The organism is Pseudomonas frederiksbergensis (assembly GCF_000802155.2).
GTDB classification, from domain to species: Bacteria; Pseudomonadota; Gammaproteobacteria; order Pseudomonadales; family Pseudomonadaceae; genus Aquipseudomonas; species Aquipseudomonas frederiksbergensis_A.
Genome location: NZ_JQGJ02000005.1, coordinates 101,530 through 125,451, shown reverse-complemented (window position 1 = coordinate 125,451; position 23,922 = coordinate 101,530). Strand labels below are relative to the sequence as shown.

Annotated in this window: 4 protein-coding genes; all 4 read left to right on the top strand. The window is 64.7% G+C overall.

Annotation, left to right across the window (positions count from 1 at the left end; all coding sequences use genetic code 11):
* Positions 1-6 precede the first annotated feature (6 nt).
* The 4 genes from JZ00_RS11680 to JZ00_RS11665 are packed head-to-tail and all read left to right on the top strand — an operon-like array spanning position 7 to position 23,919.
* Positions 7-9,471, top strand: coding sequence for a non-ribosomal peptide synthetase (locus JZ00_RS11680; RefSeq protein ID WP_052742306.1), 9,465 nt, complete (start codon positions 7-9; stop codon positions 9,469-9,471).
* Positions 9,472-9,482: 11 nt separating this feature from the next.
* On the top strand, positions 9,483-18,500 hold the full coding sequence (locus JZ00_RS11675; protein ID WP_046509710.1) for a non-ribosomal peptide synthetase: 9,018 nt from the start codon (positions 9,483-9,485) through the stop codon (positions 18,498-18,500).
* A complete protein-coding gene (locus JZ00_RS11670; RefSeq protein WP_039589897.1) occupies positions 18,497-22,279 on the top strand; it encodes a non-ribosomal peptide synthetase in 3,783 nt (1,260 codons plus the stop codon). The genes JZ00_RS11675 and JZ00_RS11670 overlap by 4 nt, the downstream gene beginning before the upstream one ends.
* Positions 22,276-23,919 (top strand): cyclic peptide export ABC transporter, encoded by a 1,644-nt coding sequence (locus JZ00_RS11665; protein WP_039589899.1) that lies wholly within the window; start codon positions 22,276-22,278, stop codon positions 23,917-23,919. Before JZ00_RS11670 ends, JZ00_RS11665 begins: the two co-directional genes overlap by 4 nt.
* Positions 23,920-23,922: the final 3 nt, after the last annotated feature.

The following is a 23,922-nucleotide window of genomic DNA, read 5'->3' as shown; positions in this document are numbered from 1 at the left end:
GTCAGCATGAACGACAAGGTCAAGGCTCTTTCGCGCAACATCGAAGCTATTTACCCGCTGGCTCCCATGCAGCAAGGATTGTTGTTCCACAGCCTGATGCACCCGGGCAAGGGCATGTATCTGCTGCAATATCGCCATGTCATGGTCATGCCGGACCTGGACCTCGCGGCATTCCGCCAGGCCTGGGCGCAGGTGGTGGAGCGCCATGAACTGCTGCGCACCTCGTTCGTATGGAAGCAGCAGAAGCGCCCGATGCAGGTGGTGCACAAGCAGGTCGAACTGCCGATCACCTTCGAGGATTGGTCGCACCTGAGCGAAGGCGAGCAACAGGATCGCCTCGAGCAGTTGCTCAGCGAAGAACGCGCCGAAGGGTTGGACTTCACCAAAGCGCCACTGATGCGAGTCAGGCTGTACAAACTGGCACCCGACACCTACCAGTTCGTGCGCAGCTACCACCACATCCTCATGGATGCCTGGTGCTTCTCGATCATCATGATGGACTTCCTCAACGGCTACCGCGCCGCCCGGGAAGGACGTCGACTGAACCTGCCGACACCGCGCCCTTATCGCGATTTCATCCGCTGGCTGGAGACCCAGAAACCGGAAGATCACCAAGCCTTCTGGCAACAGCGGCTGGCGGGCTTCGACACGCCGAACGAGTTTGGCTTCGGTCATGTTGGCCGCATCCAAGGCGCTGCCGAACCGGTCGAGGACTGTGTCGAGTTCCTGGAACCCGGGCAGACCCAGGCGTTGCAGAGCGTTGCGGCCCAACATGGCCTCACCCTCAACACCCTGGTGCAAGGCGCCTGGGCTTTGTTGCTGGCGCGCTATAGCGGCGATCGCGACTTGGTATTCGGCATCACCGTCGCCGGCCGTCCGGTGCACCTGCAAGGCATGGAAAGCATCGTCGGCCTGTTCATCAATAGCTTGCCGCTGCGCTGGCGCTATGGCCCGCAGGAAGGGCTCGGGCCGTGGCTGAAAGCCTTGCAGACCGAGAACCTCAGCCTGCGCGAGCATGAAAGTGTTTCCCTGGCGGACATCCAGCGTTGGAGCGATGTGCAGCGCCAGGATCTGTTCCAGAGCCTGTTCGTGTTCGAGAACGCGCCCATTGCCGCCGACTTGCGCCAGGGGCAGTTGGACTACCTGATCAGCGACATGGCCAACCGTACCCACACCAACTACCCGATCACCGTGGTGATCGTGCCAGGTGAGCGTCTGCACCTGCAGTTGACCTACCAAACCGATTGGTTCCTGCGTGAAGAAGTCGAGCAGATGCTGCGGCATTTCCGCACCTTGTTATTGAACATGGGCGAAGCCCTCGGCGCAAATGCCGGCACGCCGTTGCATCGACTGGCAATGCTCGATGAAAGTGAAATCGTCCACCAGCACGAGGTCTGGGCCGGTGGCGGACTGGAACCCGACGAACAACTGCTGCAACCGTTGTACATCGAACGTTTCCAGGAACAGGTTCGCCAGACCCCGGCACGCATCGCCATTGTCCACGGCGAGCAAACCCTGACGTTCGATCAGTTGAACCGCGCCGCCAACCGACTGGCCCGACATTTGCGCGCGCAAGGTGTGAACCGTGACGATCTGATCGCGGTGTTCGACGAACGGGGCCTGGACCTGGTGGTAATGATTGTCGCCACGCTCAAGGCCGGTGCCGGTTGGCTGCCGCTCGATCCGCGCAACCCGGCCCAGCGCCTGGCCCAGGTGCTGCGCCAGAGCCGCACGCCGTTGCTGATTCATAGCGCAGGGCAGGGCGAACTGGCGATGCAGGCCCTCGACCTGCTCGACCAGCGCCCCAAGGCCGTGCGCTACGACCCTTCGGTACTTTGCAGCTACGGCGACGATGACCTGAACGTCACCGTGCACGACACATCGTTGGCTTATTGCATCTTCACCTCTGGCTCCACCGGCACGCCGAAGGGTGCAATGGTTGCGCAGGCGGGCATGCTCAATAACATCCTCGGCAAACTGCCGGGGTTGGGGCTCGATGCAAACGACGTGATCGCCCAGACCGCGCCGCAGTGCTTCGACATTTCCGTCTGGCAAACCCTCGCCGGCCTGGTGTTGGGTGCGCGCACGGTGATCCTCGGCGACTGCGTGGTGCAGGACCCCGAGGCATTGGCCTCGGCCATCGGACGTCACGGCATCAGCATCCTCGAAGCGGTGCCGTCATTGATGCAAAGCCTGCTCGACGCCGGCTTGGAAACCTCGTCCCTGCGCTGGGTGCTCGCCACGGGCGAGGCCTTGCCGCCAGCCTTGGCGCGTCGCTGGTTCGAACGTTATCCGGCGATCCCGCTGATGAACGCCTACGGGCCGGCGGAATGCTCCGATGACGTGGCCTTTCATCCGCTGCTCGAACGCTTGCCGGAACAACGCATCAACGTACCGATCGGCCGCGCCACGCTGAACAATCGCTTGTACCTGCTCAACGCTGATTTGCAGCCGATACCGGTGGGCGCGGTCGGGGAAATCTTCGTCGCCGGCGTCGGCGTCGGGCGCGGCTATATGGCCGATCCGGCACGCACCGCGGCAGTCTTCCTGCCGGATCCGATCGCCAACGACGGTTCGCGCCTGTACCGCACCGGTGACCTGGCGCGCTTCCTGCCCAACGGCGACCTGGAATACGTCGGACGCACCGACCACCAAGTCAAGATTCGTGGCCACCGCATCGAGCTGGACGAGATCGAGGCTTGCCTGACCCGGTACCGCGGCGTGCGCGAAGCCGTGGTCGTGGCCCGTGACGACCAGCAACGCGCCAAGGTGCTGGTGGCTTACATCGTGGCCGATGGGGCCTGCGGCATCGAGACGTTGCGCGAGCATGTATTGGGCAATCTCCCGGCCTACATGATCCCGAGCGCATTCGTGTTCCTGGAACGTTTTCCACTCAACGGCAACGGCAAGATCGACCGTAAGTCGCTGCCCGCGCCGGACTTCGCCGCGCAAAGCCAGGCCCGCTATGTGGCGCCGAGCAGCGAGTTGCAAGGCCAGTTGGTGGAAGCCTGGCAGAGCGTGCTCGGCCTGGGCCAGGTGGGTGTCGAGGACAATTTCTTCGAGCTGGGCGGCCATTCGCTGCTGGCAACCCAACTGATCGGCCTGATCGGCAAGCTCAGCGGCAAGGACCTGCCGTTGCGGGTCGTGTTCGAACGTCCGACCATCACCGCCATGGCCGATTGGCTGGAGAACCAGGCGGGCGCGGTAAAACCGTCGCCGACCTTGCTGCCGCGCCCGGAAACGCTGCCGCTGTCGTTTGCCCAGCAACGGCTGTGGTTCTTGCAACAACTCGACCCCGACAGTCCGGCGTACAACCTGGCCGGCGCCGTGCGCCTGACGGGCGAGCTGCACGTCGCTGACCTGCGCGCTGCCTTGCAAGCGGTCCTCGACCAGCACGAGGTGCTGCGCACCGGGTTCATCGGTGCGGCTCAAGGGCCGAGCCAGGTTGTCCTGGCGCACAGCGAAGTTGATTTGCCGGTCATCGATGTGGCGAGCGAAGACGCGCTGCACGAACGACTGCGCCGGGACGCGATGACGCCGTTCGCCCTCGACGTGGCGCCGCTGCTGCGCGCCAGGCTGTATCGCCTGGCGCCGGAGGCGTTTGTCCTGTCGTTGAATTGCCACCACATCGTTGCCGATGGTTGGTCCCTGCAGCTGATCATCGACGGCTTTTGCGAACAGTACCGCAATCGGCGCCGGGGCCTGGCGACCCCGCGGCCCGCCCCGGCAATGCAATACGCCGACTACGCCGTGTGGCAGCGCCAGTGGATGGGCAGCAAGGCGTGCGAGCAAGAGCTGGCCTACTGGCGCGAACAACTGGCCGGCGAGCTGCCGGTGCTCGACCTGGCCGCCGATTTTCCTCGTCCCGCCCAGGCCAGCCAGGCCGGTGGACGTGTCGAGTGTCGCTTGCCTGACGAGCTGGCGGCACGGCTCAGGGCCTTCAGCGCCCGCCACGGCTGGAGCAACTTCATCCCGCTGCTGGCCGCTTTCCAGTTGCTGCTGCGCAGCCGCAGCGGCGAAGACGACATCCTCGTCGGCGTCCCGGCGGCCAACCGGCACCATGCGGTCTTGCAGCCGCTGGTGGGTTGCTTCGTCAACACCCTGGTGTATCGCAAGAAGCTCTCCGGCGAGCGCAGCCCGCTGCAACTGATGAACGAATTGCAGGCCTTGTCCGTGGCGGTCCAGTCCCACCAGGACTTGCCGTTCGACTACTTGATCGAACAGCTGGGCGTGGTCCGGCAGGTGAGCTACAACCCGCTGTTCCAAGTGATGTTCAACTACTTCCCGGGCAACGCCCTGGAGCGCTTCGAGCTCACCGACGTCATCGCCGAACCGCTGGACAACCGCCCGGACAGCGCCTTGTGCGACCTGCACCTGGACGTGCGCGACAGCGAGCATGGCATCAGCCTGAGCCTGCAATACAGCCGCGATCTGTTCCGCCAGCAGACCGTGCAAGGCATGGCCGAGCAATACCTGGCATTGCTCGATGCGTTGATCGAGCAAGCCGCCCAGCCTCTGGGTGAACTGGCATGGCAGAGCGCTGAACGGGCCTTGGCGCGGATCGATGGCCGCGCGGTGGCTGGTCAGCAGGACATGCTCGAAGCCTTCGCGCTCCAGGTTGCCCGCCAGCCCGAGGCGATTGCCGTCGTCGCAGGCAATCAGCACCTGACTTACGCCGAACTCGACCAGGCCGCCGAGGCGCTCGCGTCGACGTTGCAGGCCCATGGCGTCGGTGTCGAAGACCGCGTGGCGTTGAGCCTGCCCCGCGATGCACGCCTGCCCATAGCGATGCTGGCAGTGCTCAAGGCCGGGGCGGCGTACGTGCCGTTGGCCGAGGACACGCCGCCGGAGCGCGGCCGCTACATTCTCGAAGCGGCGCAGCCCACGTTATGCCTGGGTACCGCGGCGAGCCTTAACGTATTGGCGCAGTGGAACACCGGGCTGCCGTTGCTCGACATCGACGCCAGCGGCTCGACCGGCACGCGCAAGCCTGTGGCCTGCATCCCCGGCCAGCTCGCCTACGTGTTGTACACCTCCGGTTCCACCGGCCAGCCCAAAGGCGTGGCAATCAGCCGTGGCAACTTGATGAACCTGATGTTGGCTGTCGAACAGGTCTTGCCGATGACGGCCAGTGACCGGGTCCTGGCCTTGACCACCGCGACGTTCGATATTGCCATCGTCGAGTTGCTCCTGCCCCTGGCCCATGGCGCCAGCATCCTCCTGGCCGATCGGGAACAGGCGCGGGATCCGCAAGCGATCGATCAGTTGCTGATCACCGGACAACCCACCGTCATGCAGGCCACGCCGGCCACATGGCGCATGCTGGTGGCGCACACTTCGCGCAGTTGGCAGGGCGTGCGCGCCATCTCCGGTGGCGAAGCCTTGCCGTGCGCACTGGCTGAAGCCATCGAGGGCAGGGGGGCCAACGTCATCAACGGCTACGGCCCGACGGAAGCGACCGTCTACAGCACCTTCGAAGTACGCAGCGGCAACGAAAGCGCCGTCGAGGTGCCGATCGGGCAACCGGTGGCAAATACCGCCGCCTACGTGCTCGACGCCGACCTGCAACCGGTCGCCGCCGGTGTGCCCGGTGAGCTGTACCTGGCCGGGGCCAACCTGGGTCGAGGCTATTTCGCTGCCGCGCGCCTGACCGCCGCCGCGTTCCTGCCGGATCCTTTCGTGGCCGGCGCGCGCATGTACCGTACCGGTGACCGGGTGCGCCGCAATAGCAACGGCAGCCTGGATTACCTCGGACGCCTGGATTTCCAGGTCAAGCTGCGGGGGTTCCGTATCGAGCTGGGCGAAATCGAAGCGTTGCTGTCCCGCATCCCCGGGGTTCGCGAGGCGGCCGTGGTGCTGCTGGGTAACGGTGAATCGGCGCGGCTGGTGGGTTACTACGCTGGCGACGCACTGGACGAAACGGCGCTGCGCGCCAACCTTGGCGCGCAGTTGCCGGACTACATGCTGCCTAGCCAGTTCGTTCGCCTCGAGACCCTGCCGTTGAGCCCCAGCGGCAAGGTCGACCGCAAGGCCCTGCCGGCACCGCAGCAGCGTGACGGCCAGCAGGGCGCGCTGTCGAGCGAGTGGGAGCGGACCCTGGCCGGGCTCTGGGAGGAGTTGTTGGGATGCACCGATGTTGGCGCCGAGGATAACTTCTTTGCCCTCGGCGGACATTCGTTGCTGGCGGCGCGGCTGGTGGCACGAATCGCCGAACAGCATGGCCGACGCTTGCCATTGCGCAACGTCTTCGAACAACCGGTGCTGCGCGACCTGGCCGCCACCTTGGCCCAGGCCAGCACTGAGGCCGACGGCATTCTGCGTGCGTTCGAAGAACCCTCGGCGCCGTTGCATTTCACTCAGCAACGCTTGTGGTTCCTCGACCGTCTGCAGGGCGACACCCAGGCCTATCACCTGTCCTTGGCCTTGCGCCTGGACGGGCTCCTGCAGCCGGCTTTGCTGGAACAGGCGCTGGCGCAACTGGTGGTTCGCCAACACAGCCTGCGGACAGTGTTCAGCGACACCGCCGACGGCGCACGCCAGCACGTCGACGACCTCGGCACCCTGGCGCTGAGCTTCGAGTCGCTGGAAATAGACGAACATGCGAGTGGCTTCACCCAAAAGCTCAGCCAGGAGGCGCAGCGCCCATTCGACCTCACCGCGCCGCCGCTGTGGCGGGTGCGTGTGTATGTGGGCCAGGATCGCAGCGTGCTGCAAGTCACTTTGCACCACATCATCGCCGATGCGCGTTCGCTGGAGATTCTCTTCAATGAACTGCAAGTGATCTACCAGGCGTTGCTGGAAGAGCGCGAGGCGTGCCTGCCAGCCTTGCCGCTGCAGTTCACCGACATCGCGGCGAGTTGGCAAAGCCCGGTGGGGCAGGCGCGGATCGAGTCGCAGCTTGACTACTGGCGAGCCACGCTGGCGGGCGAACCGCCGGTGCTGAACCTGCCAACCGACATGCCGCGGCCCGCCGAGCAGGGCTACAAGGGCCAGCGCCTGCGCTTCAACCTGCCGGCGACGCTGGTCAAGCACCTGCGCGAGACGGCGCAGCGCCTTGGCCTGACCGCTTTCGCACCGTTGCTGGCGGCCTGGAAAACCTTGTTGGCCAGACACTCGGGCCAACGGGAAATCTGGATCGGCCTGCCGGTCGCTCATCGTCATCAGGCCCACACCGACAATCTGATTGGCTATTTCGCCACCACCCAGGTCCTGCGCAGCCACCTCGATCCCCAGCAATCGGTCGAGCAGTTCTGGCAGCAGTTGCACGCCACGCACCTGGCGGCGCAACAGCATGCCGACGTGCCGTTCGAGCGCTTGGTGGAAGCCTTGCAGGTGCGCCGCGATCTCAGCCACACGCCGCTGTTCCAGGCGTTGTTCAACCTGATCCAGCGCGATGCCAACGCCACGCTCGAACAACGCTTCGCCGGCTTGCCGGCGCAACGGCTCAACGTCGAAAGCGACAGTGCCCTGGTGGACATCGGCCTGCACATCGAGCAGCAGGGCGAGGAGTGGCAATGCGTGCTGGAATACAACACCGATCTGTTCCTGGCACAGACCGCGCAACGGTATGCCGATGAGTTCCGCTATCTGCTCGAAGGCATGTTGCAAGAACCGGATGCGCGCCTCTGGGATATCGACCTGGCCAACGCCGACCATGCCTTGGCCCAGCGTCCATGGAATTGTCCGGCGCAATCCTTGACGCCGGCAGTGGACCTCATCGTCCGCTTCGAAGCGCAGGCCGTCCTGACGCCCGATGCGCTGGCGGTGGATTGCCAGGACCAACAACTGACCTATGCGCAGCTCAATGCCATCAGCAATCGCCTGGCCCATTGGCTGCGGGCGCAAGGTGTCGGCACGGATGATCTGATTGCGGTCTGCCTGAGCCGTGGCCCATGGCTGCTGCCAACGCTGCTCGGGATCCACAAGGCCGGCGCGGCGTACCTGCCATTGGATCCGCAGCACCCGAGCGAGCGCCTGGCCTTCATCATCGAGCATGCGCGCCCGGCCCTGGTGCTCACTGAAAGCCTCTGCGCCGAGGCCTTGGGCGGCGTTGATCACATTCTGCTCGACCGGTTGCCGCTGGACACCCGCAGCGACGCCAATCTTGCATTGCCGATCGATGCGCAGCAGCGCGCCTACGTGATCTACACCTCGGGCTCGACTGGCACACCGAAAGGCGTGCAGGTCAACCGTGGCAACCTGAGCAACTTGCTGGCCGGCCTCGATCGCTTGCTGCCCCTTGGCGCGAAAGATGTCTGGCTCGCCAGCACCACGTACGCCTTCGATATGTGCAAGCCGGAGCTGTTCCTGCCGCTGGTCAACGGCGCGGCCATCCTGCTGGCGCGCCGCGAGCAGGTGGTCGATGGGCATCAGTTGTTCGCGCTGCTGCGCCGGGCCACGGTATTCCAGGCGACCCCCGCGGGTTGGCAGATCCTGCTGGAAACCGGCCAGGCCGATTGGCCGCCGCTGCGTGGCCTGATCGGTGGCGAGGCGGTGCCCGGTGAGCTGGTGAACGAACTGCGGGGCCGTGACGTGGCGCTGATCAACGCCTACGGCCCGACGGAAACCACCGTCTGGTCGACCACCCAGGCATTGCAGGACGTGCCGTCCGGCGTCGCCGATATCGGCATGCCTCTGCTCAATACGCTCTGCTACGTGCTCGACGACATGCTCCGTCCGGTGCCACTGGGCGCCACGGGTGAGCTGTATATCGCCGGCTCCGGCGTCACCCGGGGTTACCAGCACGCGCCGGCTACCACGGCGGCGGCATATTTGCCTGACCCATATGCCGGTGAGCCGGGTAGCCGCATGTATCGCACTGGCGACCTGGTGCGCCGCCGCCACGATGGGCGGCTGGCCTATGTCGGACGCGGTGACTTCCAGGTCAAGGTGCGCGGTTTCCGCATCGAACCCGGTGAAATCGAATCTCTGTTGCGCCGTTACCCCGGCGTGGAAGAAGCGGTGGTGATGATCGATGCCCGCAGCCAGAGCCTGTTTGCCTGGTTGCAGGCACCGAGCCCGGTCGATCAGGCGGCGCTGCGTCGGTATCTGGAAGGCGTACTGCCGGGATACATGATTCCGGCCGGCTTCATCGAACAGCCACGGTTTGCCCTCAATGCCAACGGCAAGATCGATCGCAAGGCCTTGCCGGCCCCGCAGCCGGTGGCGATCCAGGGTGTGGCGCCGCGCAACGAACTGGAGCGGCAATTGGCGGACATCTGGCAGGAGCTGCTGGCGTTGCCGCAGGTCGGGGTGTTCAACAGCTTCTTCGAGCTGGGCGGCCATTCTTTGTTGGCCATGCGTTTGATGACCCAGGTCGAGAGCCGTTTTGGCGTCAAGCTTGAGTTGCGCAGCCTATTCCAGAACCCGACGATCGCCGCGCTCGCCGAACAGATCGAAAAACCCCAGGGGCCGTCGACCGACGAAGCCCTGGACGAAATGCAGCGCCTGTTGGCCGAGATGGAACTGTAAGGATGAGTACGATGACGCAACAAGCTTTCCTGGAGATTGCGCAGCGGCTGGCATCCTTGCCCGCGGACAAGAAGAAGGTCTTTCGCCAACGCTTGGCCGAGAAGGGCATTGACAGCTGGCGCCTGCCGATCGTCCCCGCCGTGCTCGACGACGGCGAGCACAGGCCGTTGGCGCAGGCGCAAAGGCGTTTCCTGTCGGCTGAAGCCCTGAGCAGTCGCGCGCTCTACAACCTGTGCTCGGTGCTGCGTTTCGATGGGCGCCTGGACGGCGAGCGTTTGCAGCAGGCGATGCAGCAGGTGGTCGATCGCCACCAGATCCTGCGCACGCGCTACAGCCCTGACGCCAGCGGACAGTTACAGCCCCATTGCGAGCCACAACAGGTTCAGTTGCCTGGCGTCGAACGGTTGGCCATCCCAGCATCGGAACACGAGCAATGGTGCGCCGATGAATACGCCCGCCAATTGGCCGAACCCTTTGACCTGGCACAATCGATGCCTTGGCGCTGGCAAGCGTTCAGCGACGCCCAGGAGCATTCCACCTGGCTGTTTTTCACCATTCACCACGTCGCTTATGACGCCTGGTCGGCCCAGCAACTGACCCTCGAATTGGCCGAGGCTTACCGGGCGCTCGCTTCGAACCAGGCTGTCGCGCTAGCCGAATTGCCCATCCAATACGCCGATTTCGCCGCGTGGGAGCGTGAATGGCTGGACAGCGACAGTTGCCAGCAGCACATCGATTTCTGGCGCGACCAACTGGCCGATGCGCCTGCGCCGATGGCGTTGCCGCTGGACCGCCCGCGCCCCTTGGCCACACAACGCCGCCACAGTGGCGCGGTCCTGGCCCGGGAACTCCCGCCGCACCTCACAACGGCGATCGAGGCAGCCATCCGTAATCACGGGGTGACGCTGTACATCTACGGCCTGACAGCGTTCAGCTGCCTGCTGTCGCGCTACAGCGGCGAGACGGACCTGTGCCTGGGCACCTCGGCGGCGCAACGTGACCGTCCGGAGCTGGCACCGTTGATCGGCCCGTTGCTCAATACCCTGGTGATTCGCCAACGTCTGCAAGACAACCCGGACTTCGGCAGCGCATTGCTGCGCACTCGCGACACCGTTGCGGCGGCGTTCGACCATCAGCAGTTGCCCTTCGAGAACATCCTCGAAAGTCTTGAGCGTCCGCGTTCGAGTCCGTTGTTCCAGGTCATGTTCGTCCAGGTCGATCTGCCCGAAAGCCGCACCCTGGCCTTGCCCGGCGTGGCGGTCGAAGTGCTCGACCCGCCGCAACGCCACGCACGTTTCGACCTGACGTTGCGCATGGTCCGCACCGCCGATGCGCAGTTGCGCTGCGAACTGGAATACAGCGACGAATTGTTCGACGCGGCCACGGTCGAGCAAATGCTCGACGACTTGCTGGCGATTTTCCACGAGGGTTCGGCGCATCCGCAGCGGCGCCTGGCGGATCTGCAACTGGTGTCCCCGGCGAGTGAAGTGCGCGGCCCGGTCCTGGACTCGATGGCGTTGCCGTTGGACCAGCAAGTGCTGCACTGGGCCACGCACACGCCGAATGCCATGGCGTTGTGCAGCCTGGAGCAGCGCATTGATTACGCCACGCTCGGCGCGGCCAGTTGCTCGTTGGCCGCACGGCTGGCCGGGCAGGGCGTTGGGCCGGGGCAGGTGGTTGCCCTGTGCATGCCGCGTTGCCCTGAACAACTGCTGGCAACCCTGGCGTGCTGGCACCGTGGCGCGACTTGCCTGTTTCTCGACCCGGCACAACCGGCCCGGCGACTCGCGCAACTGCTGCAAGACAGCGGCGCGAGCCTGTGGCTGACATTGGCGCAAGCGCCGGAGACCGGCCTGGGTATTGCGCACCTGGCATTGGGTGTCGCCGACTGGTCGGTTAACGCGGACATCAGTCAGGACGAAAGCCTCAGCCAGCCACAATTACCTGCGTACCTGATCTACACCTCGGGTTCGACCGGCCAGCCAAAAGGCGTGCAGGTCACCCATGCCAACCTCGCACACTATGCCAATGCCGTTGGTCAACGCTTGCAAGCCAAACCCGCAAGCCGTTGGGCGACCTTGGCAACGGTCGCCGCCGACCTTGGCTTGACCTCTGTCTTCGCCGCGCTCAATTCGGGCGACCCGCTGGTCTTGCCGCCGGCATCGCTGGCCTTTGATCCGCCCGGCTGGGCTGATTTTCTCGACCAGCATCCGGTGGACTGCCTGAAGATCGCCCCTTCGCACCTGCGTGGTTTGCTGGCACTGGACGACGCCGGTCGTGTCCTGCCCAAGGATTTGTTGATCCTTGGAGGCGAGGGCTTCGACCAGGCATTGTTCGCCAAGCTGCGTGAACTGGCGCCGCAACTGCGGATCTTCAACCACTATGGCCCGTCGGAAACCACGGTCGGCGTGGCTTGCGGAGAAATCCTCGACGCCGATGCGTTCGAAGCGGGTCAGTATCTGCCGTTGGGCCAGCCGCTGTCCGGCTGTGACTTGCGCATCGTCGATAACCACGACCGATCGGTGCCGCTCGGGGTCGCCGGTGAGCTGTTGATCGGTGGTCCCCAGGTTGCCCAGGGCTACCTCGGTCAGCCGGAATTGACCGCGCGCGCGTTCGGCTCCACCGCCCAGGGCCAGCGTTTTTATCGCAGCGGTGACCGGGTTCGCCTGGATCGCCAAGGGCGCCTGGTATTTCTCGGGCGTCAGGACGATCAGGTGAAAATTCGCGGTTTCCGCGTCGAACCGGGCGAGGTCAGTGCCTGGCTCAACGCCCAGCCCCAGGTTCGCGAGGGCGCGGTGCTGGCCTGCGAGATAAAAGGGCGGACGCAACTGGTGGCGTATCTCAGCCCTGCGGTGTCGACCGAAGCCCTCGCGACGCTGCAAGCCGAGGCCAGGCGGCAGCTGCCGGAACACATGGTGCCGGCCCATTGGTTGGCACTGGTCACGCTGCCATTGACGGCCAACGGCAAGTTGGATCGGCGTGCATTGCCGGAGCCGGCCGTCGATGAACCGGTCGCCGAAGCCGCCGAGCAACCCAACGGCGACACCGAACAACGCCTGGCGCAACTGTGGTGCCAGACCCTCGGGTGCGCGCAAGTTGGCCGTGAGGACGATTTCTTCGCCCTCGGCGGGGACTCGATCCTCAGTCTGCAATTGATTGGCCTGGCGTCCCGGGAAGGGCTCAAGCTGCAACCGCGGGACGTGCTGCAGCATCCGACGTTGGCGGCCATGGCCCTGTGCATCGACTGCCGCGCCGAGCCAGCATTGCTTGCGGTGCTGACGGCTTTTCGCGAACTGCTCGGGCAACCTGCCCTCGGGCCGGACGCCGACTTCTTTGCCATGGGCGGCGACTCGATCCTCAGCTTGCAGTTGATCGCGCGCTTGCGTCAGGCCGACTTGCGCCTGATGCCCCGGCAACTGTTGGAAAACCCGACCCCTCGGCAACTGGCCAAGGTGCTCGCGCCGGTTGTCGCGCCGGTCGCTGAGGCCATGCCGCCGAGCGAGGACGCGGGGCAACCGCAACCGCTGTCCCATGCCCAGCAAAGGGTGTGGTTCATGCAGCAGTTCGATCCGGCTGAAACCGCCTACAACGTCACCCAGTTGTTGGCCTTGCGCGGTGAACTGGACGTGCCTCGCCTGCAACGCGCCTGTCAGGCGCTGGCGGCCCGTCATGACGCGTTGCGCTGTCGTTTCTTCGAAGAGCAGGGGCAAGTCTGGCAGCGTCTGGACGACACAGCTGCGCCGATCTTCAACGTCCATGACATCGGCGGCCTGAGTGACGCGGAACAGGATGCGGCCATTGCCAGCGCGGCCAGGCGGGTATTCGACCTCGCGCAGGGACCGCTGCTGGCCATCGATGTGTTTTGTGCTGCACCCGACGACTATCGCCTGTTGTTCAACGTGCACCACATCGCCGTGGACGGCTGGTCCATGGGCTTGCTGGTCCAGGACCTGGCAGCGCTTTATCAAGACCGGACCCTGCCGGCGGCAAGCGCTTTGCTGCCGCTGATCAAGGCGCAGCGGCAACACCTGGCCGGGGCGCCTGGCAAGGCATTGTTGGGCTATTGGCAACAACGCCTGGAAGGCCTGGGTAACGAGCCGCTGGAGTTCCCCGAGCAATCCATACGGCCGGCGTTGCAGACGTTCAGCGGAGCGCGGGACGAATATGTCCTGCCCAGTTCGCTGAGCACTGCGGTCGAGGCCCGGGCGAGGGCGCTTGGCGTCACGCCGTTCGTGTTGTATTTCGCCGCTTACCAGTTGTTGCTCTGGCGCCATGGCGGACGCAATGATTTCGCCGTCGGCTTGCCGGTGGCGGGGCGTGAGTCGGTGGAAAGCCAAGCGTTGGTCGGGTTGTTCGTCAACACATTGGCCCACCGCATACAGATTGATGGTCGCCAGAGCCTGCAAGCGTACGTCCAGGCCCTGAGCAGCCAGTTGACCGAGGACCTGGCCCATCAGGCGCTGCCGTTCGAGCAGTTGTTGGAAGTGCTGGATGTCGAGCGCAGCCTGGACCGCACACCATTGTTCCAGACGATGTTCAACTATCAAGTCGACCATCAGGACTCCCGCAGCCTGAACCTGCCCGGCATCTCTGCCCAGGCGTTGGCACTACCGGGTGGCGTGGTGAGCGCCAAGTTCGACCTGACGTTCAACCTGTTCACCCAAGGTCGCGGTGCCGAGGCGAGCACCAGTTTGATCGTCGAATATGCGACGGCATTGTTGCGTGCCGACATCACCCAGCGACTGGTGGAGGACTACCAGGCGTTGCTTGCCAGCCTGGCGGGCATGGATCTTGATGCTCGCTTGTTGGAGATTCCGCTGCGCTCGGTTGCGACGCTGGCGACTGCCGGGCAGTCGTTGCCATTGCACGGCGAAGCGGATTGGGTGACGCGTTTCGAAGTGCAGGCCGCGGTGCATTCCGAGCGTATTGCCGTGCATTGCGCGGATCGTCAACTGAGCTACGCCGCCCTGGACGCCCAAGCCAACCGCCTGGCCCATTGGTTGCTGGCCCAAGGCGTCGGGCCCGAATCGCTGGTTGCCTTCTGCCTGCCTCGGGACGAGCGGCTGCTGGTGTGCATGTTGGGCATCCAGAAGGCCGGTGCCGCCTATTTGCCCCTCGACCGCGCTCATCCGCCGGCTCGCCAGGCGCAGGTGCTCAACCGGGCGCAGCCGCGTTTGTTGCTCTGCGATTCGGCAACTTCGGATTGGCCTGCCGAGCTGCGCATGTGCCTGTGGGCAGACCTGCCGTTGGCGAAATTCCCCGCGCAGGCGCCGGGATTGCCTAGGCACCTCGGGCAATTGGCCTACACGCTCTACACCTCGGGATCGACCGGGCAACCCAAGGGCGTGCAGATCAGTCGTGGCAACTTCGCCAACTTCCTGCTGGCCATGGAGCAGGCGTTGCCACTGGACAATGTGCAGCGTTACCTGGCCTTGACCACCGTGACCTTCGACATTTGCGGCCTGGAACTGTGTCTGCCGCTGGTGCGTGGCGGCACGGTGGTCCTGGCGGAGGAGGACGAGCGCCAGGATCCGCTGTTGCTCGCACGCTTGATCAAGGAACAATCGGTCGACCTGATCCAGGCAACGCCCGCCACCTGGGCGATGCTGTTGCAAGGTGATCGCCAGGTGCTGGAAGGACGAGTGGCCCTGGCCGGCGGCGAGGCGGTGTCGGCGGAACTGGCCAGCGAACTCAAGCAGCACGTGGCTCGATTGATCAACGTCTACGGCCCGACCGAGACCACGGTGTGGTCGACCCAGACGCCCGTCGACACGCTGCAATTGCCCGTGGCCCCGATAGGCCGGCCGTTGCTCAACACCCGTTGCCATGTCCTCGATGAGCACCTGTGCGAAGTGCCTCCAGGCTGCGTCGGCGAACTCTATATCGCCGGGGACGGCCTGGCCCGGGGTTACGCCGGGCAGCCGGGGCTGACCGCCGAGCGCTTCATTGCCGACCCGTTCGGTCACGGCGGCCGTTTGTACCGCACTGGCGATCTGGCGCGGTGGCAGCCCGACGGCCAGCTGTACTACCTCGGACGCACCGACGACCAGATCAAGTTGCGTGGCTACCGCATCGAACTGGGGGAGATCGAGGCCGTCTTGCTGAGCCATCCGCAACTGCTGCAAGCCGTCGTGGCCGTGCAAGGCGAGCACCTGGTCGCGTTCTGGGTGGCAGAACCGGACGCTGCACCTGATGAAGCGGCTGTGCGCGAGTATTTGCAGGCGCGCTTGCCGATCTACATGGTGCCGACGCACCTGCAAGCGCTGGATCGGTTGCCGCTCAACAGCAACGGCAAGGTCGATCGCAAACAACTGCCGCGCTTGCAAACGGTTGTCGGCAGCACGCCGGCGACCGGGCGTACGCTGTCGGCCAGCGAGGCCTTGGTGGCGCAGATCTGGGCCTCGGTACTGGACGTGCAGGACGTCCCGTCCGATGGACATTTCTTCCAGCTGGGCGGGCATTCACTGATGGCCGCCCAGGTCCGCGCTCGCCTGCGTGAGCAGGGCTTCGAGGTGCCCTTGCGCTGGTTGTTCGAAACGCCTGTGCTGGCGCAACTGGCCGAGCGAATCGAGGGCCTTGCCGCCGAGCAGGACCTGGCTTCGCTGAGGATCCCAGCGGTGGACCAAAACATCGAGCAGCCACTGTCCTCGGCGCAACAACGGGTCTGGTTGATGCAACAACTTGATCTGGCCGACAGCAGCTTCAACATGGGCAGCAGCGTCCGTTTGCGTGGACGACTGGATATCCAGGCCCTGGAGCGTTCGTTGCAGCGGCTGGTGAGTCGACACGCCATCCTGCGCACCACCTATCACTCCCGCGGCGGCGAACTGCGCCAGCGCATTCACCCGCAGTCGGCGGTGGCTCTGCAAACCCTTGCCTCGACTGAAACACAGTGGACGGATGAAGCCCGGGACATGGCGCTGCGTCCGTTCGATCTCGGCAGCGAGGCGCCGCTGCGAGTGGTCCTGTATCGCCTCGGCGAAGAGGATCATGTGCTGCAGATGGTCATGCACCACATCGCTTCCGACGGTTGGTCCGGCGCCGTATTGGTCGACGAATTGATCGAAGGCTACGAGGCCTACAGCACCGGCGTGCTGCCGACCCAGCAAGCGTTGCCGATCCAATACGTCGACTACGCCGTTTGGCAAAGCTCGGCGGCGGTCCGGTTGCGTCAGCGTGAAGGCCTGGATTTCTGGCGACGGACCTTGGCGGGCATCCCCGCGCAGGTGCCACTGCCATTCGATTTTCCACGTCCGGAGCGTGACAGCGGTGCCGGGGCGGCAGTGGATTTCCAATTGCCGCCCGCCACGGTTGGCCGTCTCAAAGCGTTCGCCCAGGACAGCGGCACCTCGCCGTTCATGCTCCTGCTGACATGCTACGCCGCCGTGCTGCAACGCGAGACGCAGGGCCGCGACCTGGTGATCGGCACGGACGTGGCGAACCGTGACCATCCGGCCACCGAATCGCTGATTGGCTTCTTCGTCAACCTGTTGGCCTTGCGTATCCGCGTGCAACCGGAACTGAGCTTGCGCGAGCAGGCCTTGCAAGTCCGCGAGGTTTGCCTGCAGGCATTCGCCTGGCAGGACACGCCGTTCGAGCGGGTCGTCGAATGCCTGGAGCTGCCGCGCGTGGCCAATGTGCACCCGCTGTTGCAGACCCTGTTCGTGCTCGACAACACGCCGCGCCAGCAGCGCCGACTGGGCGACCTGCAGGTCGAGCCGCTGACGGGCGAGCAGCACCACTCCAAGTTCGACATGGCCCTGTTCGCCAGCGAAGACGGTGATGCCATCAGCCTGCGCTGGGTGTACCGCACCAGCCTGTTCCGCCCGGCCACTGTCGAACGCTTGCGCGGTGCCTTCGAGTCGCTGCTGGAGCAGGCCCTCGGCGCGCCGGACACCCCCATCGATACCTTGATTGCGACTGTAAAGGGAGCTGCTGCAATGTCCACGGACAATCCGCTGCAACGCAAAATGAACAAATTGGGCAAGATGCGCCAGAGCGGATCGGCGGCGACCCGCGAGCCCATCGAAGCCCGGCCGCTGCGAGAGGACTCGAAATTTCCGTTGCTGGTTTCCTTGCGGGACCGGGAGTTGGCCCCGGCCATCTGGGCCGAAGCCAACCGCGACAAGGTCGAGAACTGGCTGCGCGAGCATGGCGGCATCCTGTTCCGGGGCTTCGACTTGCCGACCCCGGCGGATTTCGAGGCGTTCTGCCAGGCCCTGTGTCCGCAGCTGTACGGGCAATACGGTGACCTGCCTAAGAAAGAGGGCGGCAAGAACATCTACAAGTCCACGCCATACCCCAAGGATCGGATGATCCTGTTCCACAACGAAAGCGCGCACCAGCATCGTTGGCCACGTCGACAGTGGTTCTACTGCGAGACGCCGGCGACTTCCGGTGGCGCGACGCCGATCGTTGACAGCCGCGAGGTCTACCGTGAACTGCCGGCCTGGCTGCAGGCGAACCTGCGGCGCAAACAACTGATGTATGTGCGAAATTTCAGCACCAGCCTGGACGTCAGTTGGCAGCACTTCTTCCAGACCGAGGATCGTGCCGAGGTCGAGCGGATCTGCCGTGAGAGCAACATCGAGTTCCAATGGCGCGGCGCCAACGACCTGCACACCCGCCAGGTGTGCCCGGCGGTGATCCTGCACCCGTTGACCGGCGAAGAGAGCTTCTTCAACCAGATCCAGCTGTACCACCCGGCGTTTCTCGATGCCGATATCCGCGAGCAGTTCCTGCGTGACGGCGAGTCGGCCATGCCGAGGCAAGTGTTCTACGGTGACGGCTCGGAACTCGAACCGGCAGCCATCGACGCCATCAATGCCGCCTACGACCGGTGTGCGGTGCGCTTCGACTGGCAACAGGGCGATGTGGTGATGCTCGATAACATGCTGGCGGCGCACGCCCGGGATCCGTTCGAGGGCGAGCGCAAAATCGTCGTGGCCATGGGCGAAATCTATGCCCGCCACCAAGTCATGGCCGCCCCGGCGCAGGCTGAAGAGACACTTGAAGAGTTGACCCCATGATGGACCTCGGACTCACGCTTTCACCCCAGCAGAAACAACTGGCCCAGGCCAATCCGCACGCCTGGCGCTGGGTGTGCATGTCATTGACGGGCGTTGCCGCAGGCACTGTGGAGCAACGCTTGCGCGACAGCCTGGCGCAGCACCAGGCGCTGTGCCTGCGCTACGAGCGTCCGCTGGGCGCCACCGGGTTGCGCCAGCGGGTGATCGAGCCCCAGGCATTGCGCCTGGACTGGCGCCAGGGGCGCACAGCCGACGGCCACGACGAGCCGGCATGGCTGGAGGAGGCCCAGCGTCATTGCCAGGCGGAACAGCCCGATGTGCTGGCCTGGCTGCTCGACGATCAGCTAATGCTGGCGGTCCCGGTGTATTCGCTGGACGCGCGCAGCCTGGTCCAGTTGCGCGAGCACTTGCTCGGCCGCGCCGCGCCGCTCGATGACGAGCCCATGCAGTACCCGGACTACGTCGAATGGATCAATGGACTGCAACTGGATGAAGACGCCGAGCAGGGCATGCAGTTCTGGCGCAACCTGGCCTTGCAAGACGTCTCGGGCATGCGCCTCGTCGAGCGCTACGGCATCGCTGACGGCCGTCACGCGGTGGTCCGCCAGCAACTGGCGCCGACCCTGCCGGCGCTGCTCACGGCATTGGCCGATGGCGAAGGCGTGGCCGTCGAACAACTGGTGCTCGCCGCTTGGGGATCGCTGCTCGGCAGGCTTAATGGCCAACGCCAGGGTCAACTTGGTTTGCAGCACGACCCCCGGGACAACTACGAGGAGCTGACCGGCGCGCTTGGGGTGTTCGAACAGACGTTGCCGATGGTGGTGCAGATATCCGAGCACAGCACCCTGGTGAACCTGGCCCGGCAACTGGCCCGGCAACTGGAGAGCGCCGTCGACTGGCAAGAGTACGTTGGCCAGGCGCAGTTGTTGCCAGAGTGGCGTGCCAGTTTCCAGGCCGGATTGCAGGTACTGCGCGTGCCGCAACCGGACGCGTTGCAATGGCTGTCGTTCGACACGCCGGTCGAGCTGCAACTGCAGTTGATCCTCGACGCCCAAGGCAATTGCGAACTGGCGCTGGCTTATGATCGCGGGGTGTATCGCGGCGAGCAGATGCAGGCATTGCTCAAGCGTTTCGAACATTGGCTCGGCCAAGTGCTGCAATCGCCCAACGGGCTGATCGATGGCATCGATGCGCGCTTGCCCGAGGAGTCCCTGGCGTCGTCGCCGAGTCCTGACCTCGCAGCGGACCTGGACATCGTCGCGGCCCTGCGCCGGCATGCCCAGGCACAGCCGGATCGCCCGGCGCTGCGTTACGCCGACCAAGTGTTTTCATACGGTGAACTCGATGCGCTGAGTGACCGCGTCGCCGGCAGCCTGGATCACGCGGGCGTGGGCCGTGAAGACGTGGTGGGGCTGTACCTGCCGCGCGGCGCGCAGATGCTGGTGGCAATGCTTGCCTGCTTCAAGGTCGGTGCCGCGTATTTGCCGCTGGATCCCCAGCAGCCGCCGCTGCGCCTGGCCGGGATACTCGACGATGCGCAACCGGCGTTGCTGCTGCACCTGGAGGGCCTGTTGCCGGACATGTCGGTGCGCACGCTCTGCTGGTCACAGGCGAGCAACGGGCCGCTGTTCGCTACACCGCGCTCCGGCACCGCGCAGGACCTCGCCTACGTGCTCTACACCTCGGGCACCAGCGGCAAGCCCAAGGGGGTGCAGATCGAGCAAGGGCAGTTGCGTCATTACGTCACCCAAGTCACCCGCGCGCTGCAACTGCCCGAGGGCGGGCATTACGGGCTGGTGTCGTCGCTGCTCGCCGATCTGGGCAACACCGTGCTGTTCCCGGCGTGGCTGCAGGGTGGTTGCGTGCACGTGCTCGCGCAGTCGGCCGTGACCGACGCACAGGCCTTTGCCGAAGAGCTTCGGCGTCATCCCCTCGACGTCCTGAAAATCGTCCCGTCGCACCTCGAAGCCTTGATGGGCGAGCAGGCCGCCGACGTACTGCCACGGCAAGTGCTGGTATTGGGTGGAGAACCGATTGGCGAGACGTTGCTGACCCGCTTGGCCCAGGCCGGACCAACCTGCCGGCTGTATAACCACTATGGCCCGACCGAGACCACCGTCGGCGTACTGTGGCGGGCCATCGATCTGGCGCAGGGCGTGAATGGTTGCGCCTTGAGCCAGGTGCTGGGGGACAACCGCGTTCACTTGCTCGACGAGCAGCAACGACCGGTACCATCCGGGCAGGCCGGCGAGTTGTGCATCAGTGGCGCCAGTGTCGGCAGGGGTTACGTCGGCAATGTCGGCGGCGGTGCCTTCGGTGTCGATCCCGCCAGCGGTCAACGCTTGTACCGCACCGGTGACTTGGCGTTGCGCCAGGCCGACGGAGCCCTGCGCATTCTGGGGCGCAACGACCAACAAGTGAAAATCCGCGGCTTTCGCCTTGAACTGGCGGAGGTCGAGCAAGCGATGCTGGCCCAGCCGGGCGTCTTGCAGGCGGCTGTGCTTATGGATGGCGAAGGCGATCACGCTCGGTTGTTGGCCTTTGTGGTGACGGACGAGATTCAGTTCCAAGGCGCGGATCCGTTGCGCGCCAGCCTGGCCCGGCAACTGCCGGACTACATGCTGCCCAGCGGTATCTTTGCGCTGAAGGCCATGCCGCTGAACAGCAACGGCAAGCTCGATCGCAAGCATCTGCTTGAACGCGCCCGGCAACGCTTGCAGAACACCCGCGTAGCGCCGGAGGGCGAACTGGAGACCGCCGTGCTCGCGATCTGGTGCGATGTGCTGGGTGTCGACGACCTCGGTGTGACCGACAACTTCTTCAGTGTCGGCGGGCATTCATTGGCGGCGATCAAAGTGGTGTCGCTGATCCGCGAACGGTTGGGCCTCAACCTGCCGACCAACCTGCTGTTCGAGCGGCATACGGTGCGTGATCTCGTGCAGGGCCTGGGCGAGAAGGGCAACGGTCCATGGAGAGTTCTCAACGACGCCGATCCGCAGGCACCGGCCTTGCTGGTGGTGCATGGCGCGCAAGGGCACCTGCAGGCGTACCAGCCGCTGGTGGACAACCTGCGCGGCGCAGTTGCGGCCTTCGGTCTTGCCGCCCTGGAAAACGGCTGGGCCAACGACGATATGGACACGCTGTTGCGCCGATACGTGGCGAGCATCCCGGTGCAGCTCAAAGCGCGTCCGCTGGTGCTGTTGGGCTGGAGCCTCGCCGCGCGCCTGGCCTTGTTGCTGGTGCCGCATCTGCAAGCCAGCGGCTTCAGCGTCGAAGGCCTGGTGGTGCTCGATCACGATGCCCAGCGCAGCCTGGCCGGCGAGGGCGACGAAGCGGGCCAGCTGATTGCCGATTTCGCATTTTATTGCCGCAACCACGGCCAGCCGATCGGAGAATCGCTACGGGAGCGATTGACGGGGCTGTTGGCCGGCCTTGACTATGCCGAGGGTGTCGCTCGGTTGTTGGACGATGAGCAGGTACGCGGGCATCTGCAATGGGAAGCGGCGGATGCTGAACTGCTGGCGCTGATGGCGCAATATCGGGCGATCAAGACCCGTTTGTACGAGCAGGCCTTGCCCATCGTCGATGTGCCGGTCTGGCTGTGGCGCGGCAATGCCCACGGCGACTTGCGCGCGCAATGGCAAGCCCACGCGCGACAACCCGTCAGCCAGTGGACGCTGGATGCGGGGCATCATGAGATGCCCGGCGAGCCGCGCCTGGTCGAAAACCTGCTGCCTTTACTGTTGCAAACCTCTGCCAAGGTGGTGTCGGTCCCATGATGTTATTGAAAGAACTGCTGCACAACGCGCGGTGGCGCATCTTCCTCGCGGTGCTGAGCAGTGCCTTGAGCGCGGCCACCAGTATCGGCCTGATCGGCTACATCAACCGCTGCCTGGAACAAGGCCTGGACGACCTCGGCCAGGGCTTGCTGCTGTTCGGTGGCCTGCTGGTGCTGTTGTTCATCAGCGGGGTCACCTCGCAATGGTTGCTGGTGCAGATCGGCCATCGCCTGGTGTACCAGTTGCGCTTGCGGTTGGTGGGCAAGGTGCTGGGAACTGCCCTCGAACGCATCGAACGGTTGGGTAGCCCACGCATCTACAACGCCCTGACCAAGGACGTGACCACCGTCGCGACGGCGTTCAAGCAATTGCCGATTTCCTTGTACAACGGCTTGCTGTTGCTGGCAGGGCTGGCGTACATGGCCTGGCTGAGCCTGCCGTTCTTTGGCCTGACTCTGGCGGTGATCGCCGCCGGCGTCGGCCTCGATGTGTTGTTGGGACGCAAGGTCAAGCGCCTGATGCAGGCTGTCCGGCAACAGGACGATCAACTCACCGAGCAGTTCGAAGCCGCGATCCAGGGGCGTTGCGAACTGGGCCTGAGCCGGGAGCGCCGGCATCTGCTTTATCAACGCAAGCTCGAACCTATTGCCCGAGCGTCGCTGGACGCATCGGTGCGCGCCGACACCTTGTGGGCAGTGAACCTGAACTGGACGACGCTGCTGGTGTTCGTGCTGATCGGCACGCTGTTTTTCCTCGGCCAGGGGCTGGGGTTGCTGAGCCAGCAGGTGGTGGTTGGCTACGTCCTGGCGATCATGTTCCTGCGTACGCCGATCTCGATGATCCTCGATGCCATTCCCGCGGTCATTCGCGGCCATGTCGCCTTGCAGGCCATCGACGCCTTGGCACTGGGCGAGACGGTGCAGTTCAAGACGCCCGCGCAAGCGGCGCAGCCGTTTCGCGAGCTGCGCCTGTCGGATGTGCATTACCGGTATGCCGGCAAGAAGGAGGAATTTGCCTTTGAGCTGGGGCCGATCGACCTGACGATCCGGCGCGGCGAGTTGATTTTCATCGTCGGTGGCAATGGCAGCGGCAAGTCGACCCTGGCCAAGCTGTTGACCGGGCTCTACGTGCCCGCGGCGGGCGAGGTGTCACTCAATGGGGTGGTGCTCGATGCCAGCACCAGCGAATGGCACCGCGAGCACTTCGCCGCGATCTTCGCCGACTTCTATCTGTTCGCCGACGTGCTGGGCGAGGCGGGCGACCATGAAGGATTGGAGGCTCGGGTGGACCACTATCTCGAGCGCCTGGGGCTCGCCCACAAGGTTGAATTCGCCGCCGGGCGCCTGTCCACCACTGCGTTGTCCCAAGGCCAGCGCAAACGCCTGGCCTTGCTGCTGCTGATGATGGAGGGCCGTGAAGTCTTCTTGCTGGACGAATGGGCGGCCGACCAGGATCCGGTGTTCCGCCATGTGTTCTACAACGAGTTGCTGCCTGAGCTGAAAGCGGCCGGCAAGACAGTCATTGCCATCACCCATGATGACCGTTATTTCGATGTGGCGGACCGGGTCTACCGTCTCGACTATGGCCACCTCGTCGATTACGACCGGGCGACGGAGAACCCCTTTCAATTGGCGAAATGATCA